The organism is Massilia agilis (genome assembly GCF_024756255.1).
GTDB lineage: Bacteria > Pseudomonadota > Gammaproteobacteria > Burkholderiales > Burkholderiaceae_D > Telluria > Telluria agilis.
This window is the reverse complement of the sequence record NZ_JANUHB010000001.1, coordinates 1,129,365-1,142,356: the sequence shown is the minus strand read 5'-3', so window position 1 is coordinate 1,142,356 and position 12,992 is coordinate 1,129,365. Positions and strand designations below refer to the sequence as shown.

Genomic DNA, 12,992 nt, shown 5'->3' with positions numbered 1-12,992 from the left:
ACTAAAGTGTGGATATCCAGCAACACTGTAGGGTGGGCTCTTGAGCCCACGCGGTGCACGGCGCTGGAACCGCGTGGGCACAAGTGCCCACCCTACCGGTTACTTCTTCTCGTCTTTTGGCCAGGCCACGCCCAGCCAGGCGGCGTTCAGGGCCTTCTGGTCAGCGGTCGGTTTGTCGAGGGCCTTGATCTTGGCCTTGCCCTTGGGCTGCAGCACCGGGTTCAGGTCCAGTTCGCGCAGCTCGTCGCGGCGGAACAGGTGCACTTTGAACGGGCCGGCTTTGGCCAGCGACAGCTTGTCGCCCAGGTCCTTCGCGCTCACGCGCAGTCCGTTGACCGCGACCAGGGTGTCGCCGGCCACCACGCCGGCCTTCCATGCCGGGCTGTCGCGCTCGACCTCGGTCACCAGCGCCGGCTCACTGCCGTCCTTCACGCGCCAGCCGGCCCACCATTCCTGCTTGTCCTCGGCGTCCTTCGGCACGTCCACCAGGTAGCGTTCGCCCACCGTTTCCAGCAGCTTGTCGAAGGGGATTTCGGCGGTGCCGTCGACGTACTGGCTCCACCAGCCGCTCCAGTCCTGCCCGCTCACCTGCTTGAGCGCGGCCTTGATGTTGGCGGCGTCGTAGCCGCCTTGCGCCACCGAGTGCTGCGCGAACAGGATGCGGTGCACGTCTTCCAGGCCCTTGGCGCCCTTGGTTTGGCGGCGCAGTTCCAGGTCCATCGCCAGGCCCAGCAGCTGGCCCTTGTTGTAGATGTTGACCTGGGCGTTGCGCGCGCGCTCGCCGCCCTGGGCGATCCACTCGTCAAAGCTCGCTTCGCTGGCGCTTTGCTGGAAACGGCCCGGCTGGTGCAGGTAGTCGTCGATCTCCTTGGCGAAGCTGTCCATGAATTCGTCGCGCTTTTGCAGCCCGGCGCGCAGCGTGATCAGTTCTTCGAAGTAGGAGGTGTTGCCCTCGGCGACCCACAGCAGCGGGTTGTAGTTCTCGCGCTGGTAGTCGTAGGGCACCATTTCCTTGGGACGGTAGGCTTTCACGTTCCAGGTGTGGAAGAACTCGTGCGCGGCGGTGTTCAGGAAGCCGAGGTAGTCCTTGCGCTTGTGGAACATCCAGCGCGGGCGCTGGATCACGGTCGAGTTGATGTGCTCGGTCGCGCCGCCGACGCCGTCGGTGGCGTGCACGATGAACAGGTAGCGCTTGGCGAACGGGTAGGTGCCGCCGTACAGCTGGCCGGTCTGGTGCACGATCTTGTTCAGGTCGGCCACCATCTGCTTGCTGTCGTAGTTGCCGCGGCCCCAGATGGCCACGTCGATCTGCTTGCCGTCCACTTGCGAGGTGTAGAACTCGTGGAGGCCGGTCTCGATCGGCGAGTCGATCAGCACGTCGTAGTTGGGGGCGACGAAGCAGTGGGCGCCGCAGGCGCCGTTGTCCATGCCCGAGCGCGACTGCCAGCCGGCCGGCACGTCCAGCTTCACCGCCACCGGCTGGCCGCGGTAGGCGTCGGCGTACACGAACACGCCCGAGGCGTCGAGGTAGGCGTGGGTGTCGTCGATGTGGCGGGTGCGCTCGCCCAGCACGTTGGCGTACAGCTCGTACACGACGGTGACCTTGTCGCCCGGATGCGTTTGCACGCGCCAGGTGCCCTTGTCGGTTTTGGCGACCGGCAGCACCTCGCCCTTGTCGTTGACGGCCTTGAACTGGCGCACGCCGCTCGCCAGGTTCAGGATCTGGTAGCGGCCGGTGCGCCAGTTCGGCATGTGCACGTCCAGCGTGGTGCTTGGCGCGGCCGGGAAGCTGGCGCGCACCTCGGCCAGGTGCTGGGCGGCGTTGGCGATGCGCAGCTGGTAGTCGACGTCGGCATGGGCGGCGCCGAACAGCAGGGACAGGCAGGAGGCGAGGAGGGCTCGTTTCATTGATTGTTCGCTCTGGGAAAGTTGTTTGCGAAAGTGTAACTCAGGCGGGCTCGGCTGCGCCGCCGACGAGCACGGCGTTGCCTTCGAGGCGGGTGCGGATCAGGCAGTCGCGGCCGGTGGCGCGGCCCTGCAGCAGGTCGATGCCGTGGCCGAGCAGGGTGCTCAAGGCGCCGGCCGCCACGCCGGTCGCGCTGTCTTCCAATGCCGGGTCGAGGTGGTTGAAGTTGCGGCCCTCGTAGCGGCCGTCGGCGCGCCGGCACCAGGCGTAGATGCCGTTCACGCCGTGCGCCTTGCCCCAGGCGGTGATCGCGGCCAGGTCCGGTTGCAGCGCGTAGAGCGCGGCTTGGTCGGCCACTTCCACCAGCAGCTTGGGGCTGCCGACCGAGGCCACGCGCGCGCTGCTGGCCGGGGCAAAGCCGGGCACGCCGAGCAGGGCGGCCAGGTCGGGCAGGGCGGCCGGCTGCGCTGCGGGCTGCGCGTCCAAGCGCACGAAGTAGCTGTCGCCGTCGCGCGACAGCAGCAGGCGCTGGCCCTGCATCGCGGTGGCGACGCTCAAGGGCTGGTCCGCCAGCAGCACGCGCGCGGCAGCCAGCGTGGCGTGCAGGCACAGGGGGCTGCGCGTGTGCGGGTACTGGTAGTCGAGCGTGGCGGCCACGCCCGGTTCGGCCGGCGCGTCGATGAAGACGCAGGTAGTGGCGCGCTCGCGCGCGAAGGCGGCGCGCGCCTCAAGGCTGGCCGGGCCGTCCTCGATCACCAGCGCCGGGTTGCCGGCGCCCGGCGCCGCGCCAAAGCATGTCAGTTCGTGTATCTGCATTTCTCTCCCCTTCGGTTATACTGTGTTTTTATACAGTAGTTTTGTTCTCTGCAGAAATTTTAACGTTTTTGCAGCTTGCGTTCCGATGACTCCCCCGATTGCCGGCCTGCCCGCCTATGCGGAGCTGTTCTGCCTGTCCAATTTCTCGTTCCTGCAGGGTGCGTCCCATGCCGAGGAGCTGGTGGCGCGCGCCGTGCGGCTGGGCTACCACGCGCTGGCGCTGACCGACGAATGCTCACTGGCCGGCGTGGTGCGCGCCCATGCCGAGGCCAAGCGCGCCGGGTTGCCGTTTATCGTCGGCGCGCACTTTCACCTGGAGGGCGGGCCATCGCTGGTGCTGCTGGCGCAGAACCGCAATGGCTACGGCAACCTGTCCGAACTGATCACGCTGGGGCGCACGCGCAGCGAGAAGGGCACTTACCTGCTCACGCCGGGCGATATCGCCAACCCGGGCCCGGGCTTCGAACACTTGCAGGGCATGTCCGACTGCCTGGCGATCCTGCTGCCGGCCTACCCGGCGCACGAGGCGCAGCACGTGGACCGGCTGCACGCGCAGGCGGCGTGGATGGCGGCCCAGTTCCCGGGACGCGCGTGGATCGGGTTGAACCTGCTGCACCGCGCGTTCGACGACGCGCACCGCATGGCGCTGGAAGAAGTGGGTTGGCAGCACCAGCTGCCTCTGGTGGCGGTGGGCCATGTGGTGATGCACGTGCGTTCAAGGAAGCCGCTGCAGGACACGCTTGCCGCCACCCGGCTCGGCAAGCCGGTGGCTGAGTGCGGTTACGGCCTGGCGCAGAACGCCGAGCAGCACCTGCGTGCGCGCCTGCGCCTGGCCAACATCTACCCGCGCGCGGCGCTGGAACAGACGCTGCGCATTGCCGGCCTGTGCACGTTCTCGCTCGACGAGCTGCGCTACGAATACCCGAACGAGGTGGTGCCGGCGGGCGAGACCGCGGCCAGCTTCTTGCGCCGCGAGACCTACATTGGCGCCCACCGCCGCTTTCGCGAAGGGATCCCGGCCAAGGTGCAGGCGCAGCTCGAGCACGAGCTGCAGCTCATTGCCGAGATGCGCTACGAGCACTACTTCCTGACGGTGTACGACATCGTGCGCTTTGCGCGCTCGAACAACATCCTGTGCCAGGGGCGCGGCTCGGCCGCCAACTCGGCGGTGTGCTACTGCCTGGGCATCACCGAGGTCGACCCGGCGCGCGCCAACCTGCTGTTCGAACGCTTCATCTCCAAGGAGCGTAACGAGCCGCCCGACATCGACGTCGATTTCGAGCACCAGCGGCGCGAGGAAGTGATCCAGTACATCTACAACAAGTACGGGCGTACCCGCGCGGCGCTGGCCGCGGTGGTGATCAGCTACCGGCCCAAGAGCGCGCTGCGCGACGCCGGGCGCGCGCTGGGCATCGACCTGGCGATCGTGGAAAAGGTGAGCAAGACCCACCACTGGTTCGACAGCCGCGCCGACCTGCTCAACCGCCTGGCCGAGGCCGGGCTCGACCCGGAGGCGCCGGCATCGCAGCAGTGGGCGACGCTGGCCAACCAGCTGCTCGGCTTCCCGCGCCACCTGTCGCAGCACCCGGGCGGGTTCGTGATCGCGCAGGGCAAGCTGTCGCGCCTGGTGCCGATCGAGAATGCCACCATGGCCGACCGCAGCGTGATCCAGTGGGACAAGGACGACCTCGAGGAGCTGGGCCTGATGAAGGTGGACGTGCTGGCGCTGGGCATGCTGTCGATGCTGCGCCGCGCGCTCGAGCTGGTCAGCCAGCGCCACGGCACGGTGTTCGAGATGCAGGACATTGCGCCGGACGACGCCGCCACCTACGACATGATCTGCGCGGCCGACACGGTGGGCGTGTTCCAGATCGAGTCGCGCGCGCAGATGAGCATGCTGCCGCGGATGCTGCCGCGCCGCTTCTACGACCTGGTGATCGAGGTGGCGGTGGTGCGCCCCGGCCCGATCCAGGGCGGCATGGTGCACCCCTACCTGCGCCGGCGCCAGGGGCTCGAGCCCGTGCATTACCCGAGCGAGGAGATGAAGCTGGCCCTGGAGCGCACGCTGGGCGTGCCGATCTTCCAGGAGCAGGTGATGCAGGTGGCGATCCTGGGCGCCGGTTTTTCGCCGGGCGAGGCGGACCAGCTGCGGCGCGCGATGGCGGCCTGGAAGCGCAAGGGCGGGCTGGAAAAGTATTACGACCGCATCGTGCGCGGCATGCTCGAACGCGGCTATGAGCTGGCGTTCGCCGAGGCCATCTTCAGCCAGATCCAGGGCTTTGGCGAATACGGCTTTCCCGAGTCGCATGCGGCCAGCTTTGCCTTGCTGGCCTACGCCAGCGCCTGGATCAAGTGCCACGAGCCGTCCGCGTTTTTGTGCGCGCTGCTCAACAGCCAGCCGATGGGTTTCTACAGCCCGTCGCAGCTGGTGCAGGACGCCAGGCGCCACGGCATCGAGGTGCGGCCGGTGGACGTGACCATCAGCGGCTGGGAATCGACGCTGGAGGAGATTGAAGTTGCCGTCGCCCCGGCGCAAGCCGGGGCCCATGCCGAGCGGGCTGGCACGCGGTCTATGGGGCCCGGCCTGCGCCGGGACGACGGGGCGGGGGGGCAGCCGGCGGTGCGGCTCGGGCTGGCCCTGGTGCGGGGGATGAGCAAGGAGGCGGCGCTGCGCATCGAGGAAGCGCGCGCGATCCGGCCGTTCGACAGCGTGGCCGACCTGGCGCGCCGCGCGCACCTGGACCGCGCCGACCTGCAGGTGCTGGCCGCCTCCAACGCGCTCAAGCCGCTGGCCGGGCACCGGCGCGAAGCGCTGTGGCAGGCGGTGGGCGCGGTGCCGGACAAGGACCTGCTGCGCCCGGCCGCGCCGCGCGAGGAGGCGCCGGTGCTCCCCGCGCCGTCCGAGGGCGACGAGATCGTGGGCGACTACCGCGCGCAGGGGCTCACGCTGGGCCGCCATCCGCTGGCGCTGCTGCGGCCGCAGCTGCTGGCGCGGCGCTTCATGCCCGCGGCCACGCTGATGGACTACCAGGACGGCCAGCTGGCGCGCGCCTGCGGCATCGTCACGGTGCGCCAGCGGCCCGGCACCGCCAAGGGCGTGCTGTTCATGACGCTGGAGGACGAGACCGGCAACGTCAACCTGATCGTCTGGCCCGACCTGGTGGAAAAGCAGCGGCGCGAGGTGCTGAACGCGCCGCTGCTGGGCGTGTATGGCATCTGGCAGCGGCAGGGCGAGGTGCGGCACCTGGTGGCGCGGCGGCTGGTGGATATGTCGGCGCTGCTGGGGCGGCTGGATACGCGCAGCCGCGATTTCTGCTGAAGCCCCCCCTGTCGCGCAGGCGCAGCAGTTTATAAAATTTATACTTTTTATACTTTATTTATTTGGCAAGATGGTGCACGCTGGGCACATCGCATTGGAGGGAATGCCGATGAACCCGATCCAGCTATGCCTGACCGGTCTGTTGCTGGCCGCCGCCAGCGTCATGCCGTCCGCCGCGGCCGAACTGCCGGCCGCCTTTCGCGCCGGGCTCGATGCCGCGTTCCCGGACGTGGAGCGGCTCTATCTCGACCTGCACCGGCACCCCGAGCTGGCCATGAACGAGCATCGCACCGCGGCCGCGCTCGCCGATCGGGTGCGCGCGCTTGGCTATGAGGTGACGACCGGCGTCGGCGGCACCGGCGTGGTGGCCGTGCTGAAGAACGGCCCCGGACCGGTGCTCATGCTGCGCACCGAGATGGACGCCTTGCCCGTGCAGGAAAAGACCGGACTGCCCTACGCGAGCCAGTCAACCGGGCTGAATGACGGGCGGGAGGTGCCGGTCATGCATGCATGCGGCCATGACACGCACATGGCCGCGTGGTATGGGACGGCAGCGCTCATGGCACAAAGCCGCAGCGCATGGAGCGGCACGCTGGTGCTGGTGGGCCAGCCGGCCGAGGAGACCGTGCAGGGCGCGTTGGCGATGCTGCGCGACGGGCTGTTCACGCGCTTTCCCAAACCGGACTATGCGCTGACCATGCACGACGAGCCGTTCGCCGCGGCCGGGCAGGTCGGCTATCGCAGCGGCTACTTCCGTGTCGGGTACGATGCGCTGGCCATCACCGTGTTCGGCAAGGGCGGGCACGGCGCCGCGCCGGCCAACACCGCCGACCCGGTGGTGCAGGCGGCCCGGCTGGTGGAAGCATTGCAGACACTGGTCTCGCGCGAGCAGGACCCGAGCGAGCCGATGGTGATCACGGTCGGCAGCATTCACGGCGGCAGCAGGCCGAACATCATTCCCGACCAGGTGAAGCTGGGAGTGAGCATTCGCACGACGAACGCGGCCACGCGCCAGCGCGTCCTGGACGGCATCGAGCGGGTTGCGAAAGGGGTCGCGCTGGCGGCCGGTGCGCCAAGGGAGCCGCTGGTTGAAGTCACGGCGAGCGCGGCAGCGGTCTACAACGAACCGCACTTGACCGCCCGCGCGGTTGGCGTACTGCGCGACGTGCTGGGTGAACAGAACGTGGTCGAAGTCCCGGCGCGCATGGCCTCTGACGATTTCGGCAATTACGTACAGCCTGGCGTCAAGACATTGATTCTACAGTTCGGGGCGGTGCCCGCGTCCCGGCTGGCCGATGCCCGCGCCAAAGGCGTCAGCCTGACCAGCCTGCCGATGCCGCACTCCCCGCAATGGGCGCCGGACTACGTTCCCGCAATCCGTACGGCAATCACGGCAGAGACCGCTTTGCTGCTGGACCTGTTCAACAAGAAGTAACAGCTCCGGCAGTCGGCCACGGCCAGGGATACCGGCCATCCCATGCATTGGGTCAACGGCGCCCCCGGGGCGGGGGATGCCCATCCGCGCCAATGGCGCTTCTTGTCTCTTTTCGCGTCCTCTTTCTGTCTCTTTTCGTCGATTTTGAACTCGTCCGCTGCGCGAGAGTCAAATCGACAGAAAGAGACAAAAAGCGGAGCGAAAAAGAGAATGGAAGCGCCATCCGACTGCCTGCCCCCCACCCACGCGCTGCGCCGCCTTGCCGCCTTCCTTAAGGAAAGTGGCAGCAAGCTCTCACCTGCCGACGCCGCCACCATGGCCATCAATCAATGGATGGCATGCGAGCGCGGCCAGTTCACCATGCTGGCGCCAACGCCAACGCGCGGCTATCAATGGAAAACCTTGTTTTTGCCAGAGGGAACGGAACTGCGCGCAACAGTTGAGGGCGAAACTGCATATGCGCGGGTGGAAGGCGACGGCATCCGCTACCGGGGGCGCCGGGTGTCGCCGCACCAAATGCTGCTCGATCTGGGCGGCAAGGGCCGCAATGCGTGGCGCGAGGTCTGGGTGCTGCTGCCAAGCGAGCACAAGTGGTTACCGGCCGCGCGCCTGCGCCGCCTGGCCGAAGGCGAGCCGGCACCGCGCCCGGTGTCGCCGGCCGAGGCCATGTCGGCCGCTGCCGCCTGCATGTCCGAAACCCTGAAAACGGCGCTGGCACTGGTCGAGCAGGCCAACGAACAAGCCTTGCCGGCCTTCGAGCGCCGGGTTTGCCCGCAGCGGCGCGCCAGCGACGCGCTCGACGACGCGCCGCTGGACTAGGCGCCCGCTGTACCGCCGCGGCGATTGCCGCGCGGGCGCGACAAACGCGTGGCCGGTCAGAACGCTTCCCACTCCTCGTTGCCGGCCGCGACCTTCCGGGGCGCGCCCGCAATCGCTGCACGCGCCCGCGCCGGCGTCACCACCGGCGTCCCTCCCTTCGCCGCCTTCGGCAGGGCGGCCGCAGCCGTGCGCGCCGCCAACGGTGCAGCCGCCGTTGCCGCCGTTGCCGCCATTACTGCCTGGTCCAGCTTGAACACCCCCACCACCTGCGCCAGCCGGCCCGCCTGTTCCTGCATCGCGCTGGCGGCAGCCGCCGCTTCCTCCACCAGTGCCGCATTCTGCTGGGTCGCCTGGTCCATCTGCCCGATCGCCTGGTTGACCTGCTCGATGCCGCTGGTCTGCTCCTGGCTGGCGCTGGTGATCTCGGCCATGATGTCGGTCACGCGGGCGATGCTGGTCACCACCTGTTCCATCGTCGCGCCGGCCTTGTCCACCAGCCTGGCGCCGGTCGCGACCTTGGCCACCGAATCGTCGATCAGCGCCTTGATCTCCTTCGCCGCCGCGGCCGAGCGCTGAGCCAGGGTGCGCACTTCGCCCGCCACCACGGCAAAGCCGCGGCCCTGTTCACCGGCGCGCGCCGCTTCCACCGCCGCATTCAGCGCCAGGATGTTCGTCTGGAACGCGATGCCGTCGATCACACCGATGATGTCCACGATCTTGCGCGAGGATTCGTTGATCGACGCCATGGTCGTGGTGACCTCGCTGGCCACCGCGCCGCCTTCGCTGGCCACCCGCGACGCTTCGATCGACAGCTGGTTGGCGTGGCGCGCATTCTCGGCATTGTTGCGCACGGTGCCGGTCAGCTCCTCCATCGACGCCGCGGTCTCTTCCAGCGAGCTGGCCTGCTGCTCGGTACGCACCGACAAATCCAGGTTGCCGGCGCTGATCTCGGCCGACGCGGTGGCGATCGCGTCGGTGCCGCCGCGCACCTGCGACACGATCGCGACCAGGCTGTCGTTCATGTGGCGCAGCGCGCGCAGCAAGGCGCCGGTTTCGTCGCCGCCGGTGGCGTCGATGCGCCGGGTCAGGTCGCCCGCGGCCACGGTCTCGGCCAGCTCCACTGCCGCGCGGATCGGCCGGGTGATGCTGCGGGTCAGGATCCACGCGAACAGCGTGCCCAGCACCACCGTCAGCGCGGCCAAGCCCACGATCAGCCGCATGCCCATGGCCTGGTTTTGCTCGCTTTCCTTGACCTGCCCGTCCATGCTGGCGCGCTGCAGGGCCACCAGCTCGTCCAGGATCGCCATGTAGTTGTTGGCCGACGGCGTGTACTGCTCGTCGAGCACCTTGACCGCCAGTTCCTGGTTGCCCTCGGTTTTCGCCTTCATCGCCGCATTCACCGCGTCGCGGTAGCGTTTGCGCTCGACCATCATCTTCGCGTACAAGGCCTTTTCGGCGTCGCTCGTGATCATCGGCTCGATTTGCTTGATCAGCTCGGCAGTCTTGCCGGTCGTCATCGCCGCATCGTCCTTGAAGTAGGCCACCAGCGCCGGATCGCTGCTCTTGACGATGGCCGCGGTGCGTCGCACGGCCGTGTAAATGTACTTGTTCCAGTCCGCGATCATGCGTTCCTTGACGATCGGCTGCGCCATCGCCGCGGTCGCCTCGGACGTCTCGTTCATCCGCCAGAACGCGACGGCAGCGATCAGCACCGTCATGGCCAGGACCAGCGCAAAACCGATCCCCAGCCGCTTGCCGATATTCAGGTTGGCGAAAAAGCCCATTGCATCAACTCTCCAAAAACACGCCGCCAGTCGGGCGCGGGGGAAGAGTGTAGGTGCTTTGCGGAAACATGACTTGCTTTTGGGAACATTTTTCACAAAAAACATCGACGCCGACACCTTCTGTGGCGAGGAGGGAACAGTCCGTATCGCTGCGCGAACCGCCCCCGGACCGTTCGCGCCAGCGGCCCCGCCAAACCGGTGCCGACGCATGGGTGCTAACCTGCGCCCTTTGCCGGCCGCGCGCTGGCCACGGGGGCCGATTGCACTCCTGTTACGTTGACATGGAGAAGTATTGGTGGGTTTAAGGTATAATTTCAATTTCCCGCGCGTGCCGTTCGGCACCTTCAGCACAATGACCAAATTTGTCTTCGTCACCGGCGGTGTGGTGTCTTCCCTGGGCAAGGGGATCGCAGCCGCCTCCCTCGCCGCGATCCTCGAATCGCGCGGCCTCAAAGTCACCATGCTCAAGCTCGACCCGTACATCAACGTGGACCCGGGCACGATGAGCCCGATGCAGCACGGCGAAGTGTTCGTCACCGATGACGGCGCCGAGACCGACCTCGACCTCGGCCACTACGAGCGCTTCATCAGCACCCGCATGAAGAAGGTGAACAACTTCACCACCGGCCAGATCTACGAATCGGTGATCCGCAAGGAGCGCCGCGGCGAATACCTCGGCAAGACCGTGCAGGTGATCCCGCACATCACCAACGAAATCCAGGACTACATCCGCCGCGGCGCCGAAGGCGTGGACGTGGCGCTGGTCGAAATCGGCGGCACCGTGGGCGACATCGAGTCGCTGCCGTTCCTCGAGGCGGCCCGCCAGTTGTCGCTGCGCGTGGGCCGCAAGTCGGCCGCCTTCGTGCACCTGACCCTGGTGCCGTACATCGCCTCGGCCGGCGAACTGAAGACCAAGCCGACCCAGCACAGCGTGCAAAAGCTGCGCGAGATCGGCATCTCGCCCAACGCGCTGCTGTGCCGCGCCGACCGCCGCATCCCCGACGACGAGCGCGCCAAGATCTCGCTGTTCGCCAACGTCGAGGAATCGGCCGTGATCTCGGTGTGGGACGTGGACACCATCTACAAGGTGCCGCAGGTGCTGCACGACCAGGGCCTGGACGACATCATCTGCGAGGCGCTCGACATCCAGGCGCCGCCGGCCGACCTGTCGGTCTGGTCCAAGCTGATCTACACGATGGAGCACCCCAAGCACGAGGTGACCATCGCCATGGTCGGCAAGTACGTCGACCTGACCGAGTCGTACAAGTCGCTGACCGAGGCGCTGCGCCACGCCGGCATCCACACCGAATCGAAGGTCAACATCGAATACATCGACTCGGAAGAAATCGAAACCCGCGGCACCACCGGGCTGGAGAAGTACGACGCGATCCTGGTCCCGGGCGGCTTCGGCAAGCGCGGCGTGGAAGGCAAGATCCTGGCCGCCCGCTTCGCACGCGAGAACAAGATTCCCTACCTGGGCATCTGCCTGGGCATGCAGGTCGCGCTGATCGAATACGCGCGCCACATGGCCGGCCTGCCCAACGCCAACTCGACCGAGTTCGACCCCGACACCGACCAGCCGGTGGTGGCCTTGATCACCGAGTGGCAGAACCACGACGGCAAGGTCGAAAAACGCGACGTCAACTCCGACCTGGGCGGCACCATGCGCCTGGGCGCGCAGACCTGCGCGGTCAAGCCGGGCACGCTCGCGTCCGAAATCTACGGCAGCGTGGTCACCGAACGCCACCGCCACCGCTACGAGGCCAACAACTTCTACCTGCCCAAGGTCGAAGCGGCCGGCATGGTGGTAGCCGCGCGCACCCCGAACGAAGACCTGTGCGAAATCATGGAACTGCCGCGCAGCGGCGAGAACAGCCACCCGTGGTACATGGGCGTGCAGTACCATCCGGAGTTCAAATCGACCCCGCGCGCCGGCCACCCGCTGTTCACCTCGTTCATCCAGGCGGCCCTGGCACACCAGGCCGCCAACACCCGCACCGCGGCCAACATGCCCGCCGTGCAAGGAGACGCTGCATGAAGCTTTGCGGATTCGAAGCCGGCCTTGACCAGCCGATCTTCCTGATCGCCGGCACCTGCGTGATCGAGTCGCGCGAGCTCGCGCTCGACGTCGCCGGCACGCTCAAGGAAATCACCGCCGCGCTGGGCATCCCGTTCATCTACAAGTCCTCGTTCGACAAGGCCAACCGCTCGTCCGGCAAATCGTTCCGCGGCCCCGGCATGGAAAAGGGCCTGCAAATCCTGGCCGACGTGCGCAAGGAGATCGGCGTGCCGGTCCTGACCGACGTGCACACCGAAGACGAGATCGCCGAAGTGGCCAGCGTCGTGGACGTGCTGCAGACCCCGGCCTTCCTGTGCCGCCAGACCGACTTCATCAACGCCTGCGCGCGTTCGGGCAAGCCGGTCAACATCAAGAAGGGCCAGTTCCTGGCCCCGGGCGACATGAAGAACGTGATCGACAAGGCACGCGCCGCCGCGCGCGAAGCGGGCCTGAACGAAGACAATTTCATGGCCTGCGAACGCGGCGCCTCGTTCGGCTACAACAACCTGGTGTCCGACATGCGCAGCCTGGCCATCATGCGCGAGTCGAACTGCCCGGTGGTGTTCGACGCCACCCACTCGGTGCAGCTGCCGGGCGGGCAGGGCACGTCCTCGGGCGGCCAGCGCGAGCACATCCCGGTGCTGTCGCGCGCGGCGGTGGCCGCCGGCGTGGCCGGCCTGTTCATGGAGACCCACCCGAACCCGGCGGTGGCCATGTCGGACGGCCCCAACGCGATGCCGCTCGGGCGCATGAAGGAACTGCTCACCACCCTGGTCGAGATCGACCGCGTGGTCAAGCGCGCCGGCTTCATCGAAACCAGCTTCAAGGCCTGACCGCGTCGTCCCCGCGCAGGC

The 12,992-nt window shown here is 67.6% G+C and carries 8 protein-coding genes; 5 read left to right on the top strand and 3 right to left on the bottom strand.

Translation table 11 applies throughout. From position 1 onward, the window contains the following. Positions 1-99 precede the first annotated feature (99 nt). Positions 100-1,908 (bottom strand): M61 family metallopeptidase, encoded by a 1,809-nt coding sequence (locus NX774_RS05150; RefSeq protein WP_258821078.1) that lies wholly within the window; start codon positions 1,906-1,908, stop codon positions 100-102. Positions 1,909-1,948: 40 nt separating this feature from the next. After that, a complete protein-coding gene (locus tag NX774_RS05145; RefSeq protein WP_258821077.1) occupies positions 1,949-2,722 on the bottom strand; it encodes a PhzF family phenazine biosynthesis protein in 774 nt (257 codons plus the stop codon). An 85-nt stretch (positions 2,723-2,807) separates the two neighbouring features. Between NX774_RS05145 and NX774_RS05140 the strand changes: the two genes are divergently transcribed. The 3 genes from NX774_RS05140 to NX774_RS05130 all read left to right on the top strand — a co-directional run bounded on the left by NX774_RS05140 (position 2,808) and on the right by NX774_RS05130 (position 8,295). Continuing rightward, on the top strand, positions 2,808-6,041 hold the full coding sequence (locus NX774_RS05140) for an error-prone DNA polymerase (protein WP_258821076.1): 3,234 nt from the start codon (positions 2,808-2,810) through the stop codon (positions 6,039-6,041). A gap of 109 nt (positions 6,042-6,150) precedes the next feature. Continuing rightward, complete coding sequence (locus NX774_RS05135) at positions 6,151-7,476, top strand: amidohydrolase (protein ID WP_258821075.1); 1,326 nt, start codon at positions 6,151-6,153, stop codon at positions 7,474-7,476. A 210-nt stretch (positions 7,477-7,686) separates the two neighbouring features. After that, positions 7,687-8,295, top strand: a complete 609-nt coding sequence (locus NX774_RS05130; RefSeq protein WP_258821074.1) for a hypothetical protein — start codon at positions 7,687-7,689, stop codon at positions 8,293-8,295. A 56-nt stretch (positions 8,296-8,351) separates the two neighbouring features. On the opposite strand, the gene NX774_RS05125 is transcribed toward NX774_RS05130, so the two are convergent. Continuing rightward, positions 8,352-10,079: a methyl-accepting chemotaxis protein gene (locus NX774_RS05125; protein ID WP_258821073.1), complete on the bottom strand. Its 1,728-nt coding sequence runs from the start codon at positions 10,077-10,079 to the stop codon at positions 8,352-8,354. A gap of 352 nt (positions 10,080-10,431) precedes the next feature. Here NX774_RS05125 and pyrG point away from each other — a divergent pair, with 352 nt between their 5' ends. Then, complete coding sequence (gene pyrG / locus NX774_RS05120; protein WP_258821072.1) at positions 10,432-12,117, top strand: CTP synthase; 1,686 nt, start codon at positions 10,432-10,434, stop codon at positions 12,115-12,117. Then, positions 12,114-12,971: a 3-deoxy-8-phosphooctulonate synthase gene (kdsA, locus tag NX774_RS05115; RefSeq protein WP_258821071.1), complete on the top strand. Its 858-nt coding sequence runs from the start codon at positions 12,114-12,116 to the stop codon at positions 12,969-12,971. Before pyrG ends, kdsA begins: the two co-directional genes overlap by 4 nt. Positions 12,972-12,992 lie beyond the last annotated feature (21 nt).

Bases quoted from the DNA above. Each gene is read 5' to 3' on its own strand.
- NX774_RS05150 (WP_258821078.1), bottom strand. From the start codon at position 1,908: ATGAAACGAGCCCTCCTCGCCTCCTGCCTGTCCCTGCTGTTCGGCGCC.
- NX774_RS05145 (WP_258821077.1), bottom strand. From the start codon at position 2,722: ATGCAGATACACGAACTGACATGCTTTGGCGCGGCGCCGGGCGCCGGC.
- NX774_RS05140 (WP_258821076.1), top strand. From the start codon at position 2,808: ATGACTCCCCCGATTGCCGGCCTGCCCGCCTATGCGGAGCTGTTCTGC.
- NX774_RS05135 (WP_258821075.1), top strand. From the start codon at position 6,151: ATGAACCCGATCCAGCTATGCCTGACCGGTCTGTTGCTGGCCGCCGCC.
- NX774_RS05130 (WP_258821074.1), top strand. From the start codon at position 7,687: ATGGAAGCGCCATCCGACTGCCTGCCCCCCACCCACGCGCTGCGCCGC.
- NX774_RS05125 (WP_258821073.1), bottom strand. From the start codon at position 10,079: ATGGGCTTTTTCGCCAACCTGAATATCGGCAAGCGGCTGGGGATCGGT.
- pyrG (WP_258821072.1), top strand. From the start codon at position 10,432: ATGACCAAATTTGTCTTCGTCACCGGCGGTGTGGTGTCTTCCCTGGGC.
- kdsA (WP_258821071.1), top strand. From the start codon at position 12,114: ATGAAGCTTTGCGGATTCGAAGCCGGCCTTGACCAGCCGATCTTCCTG.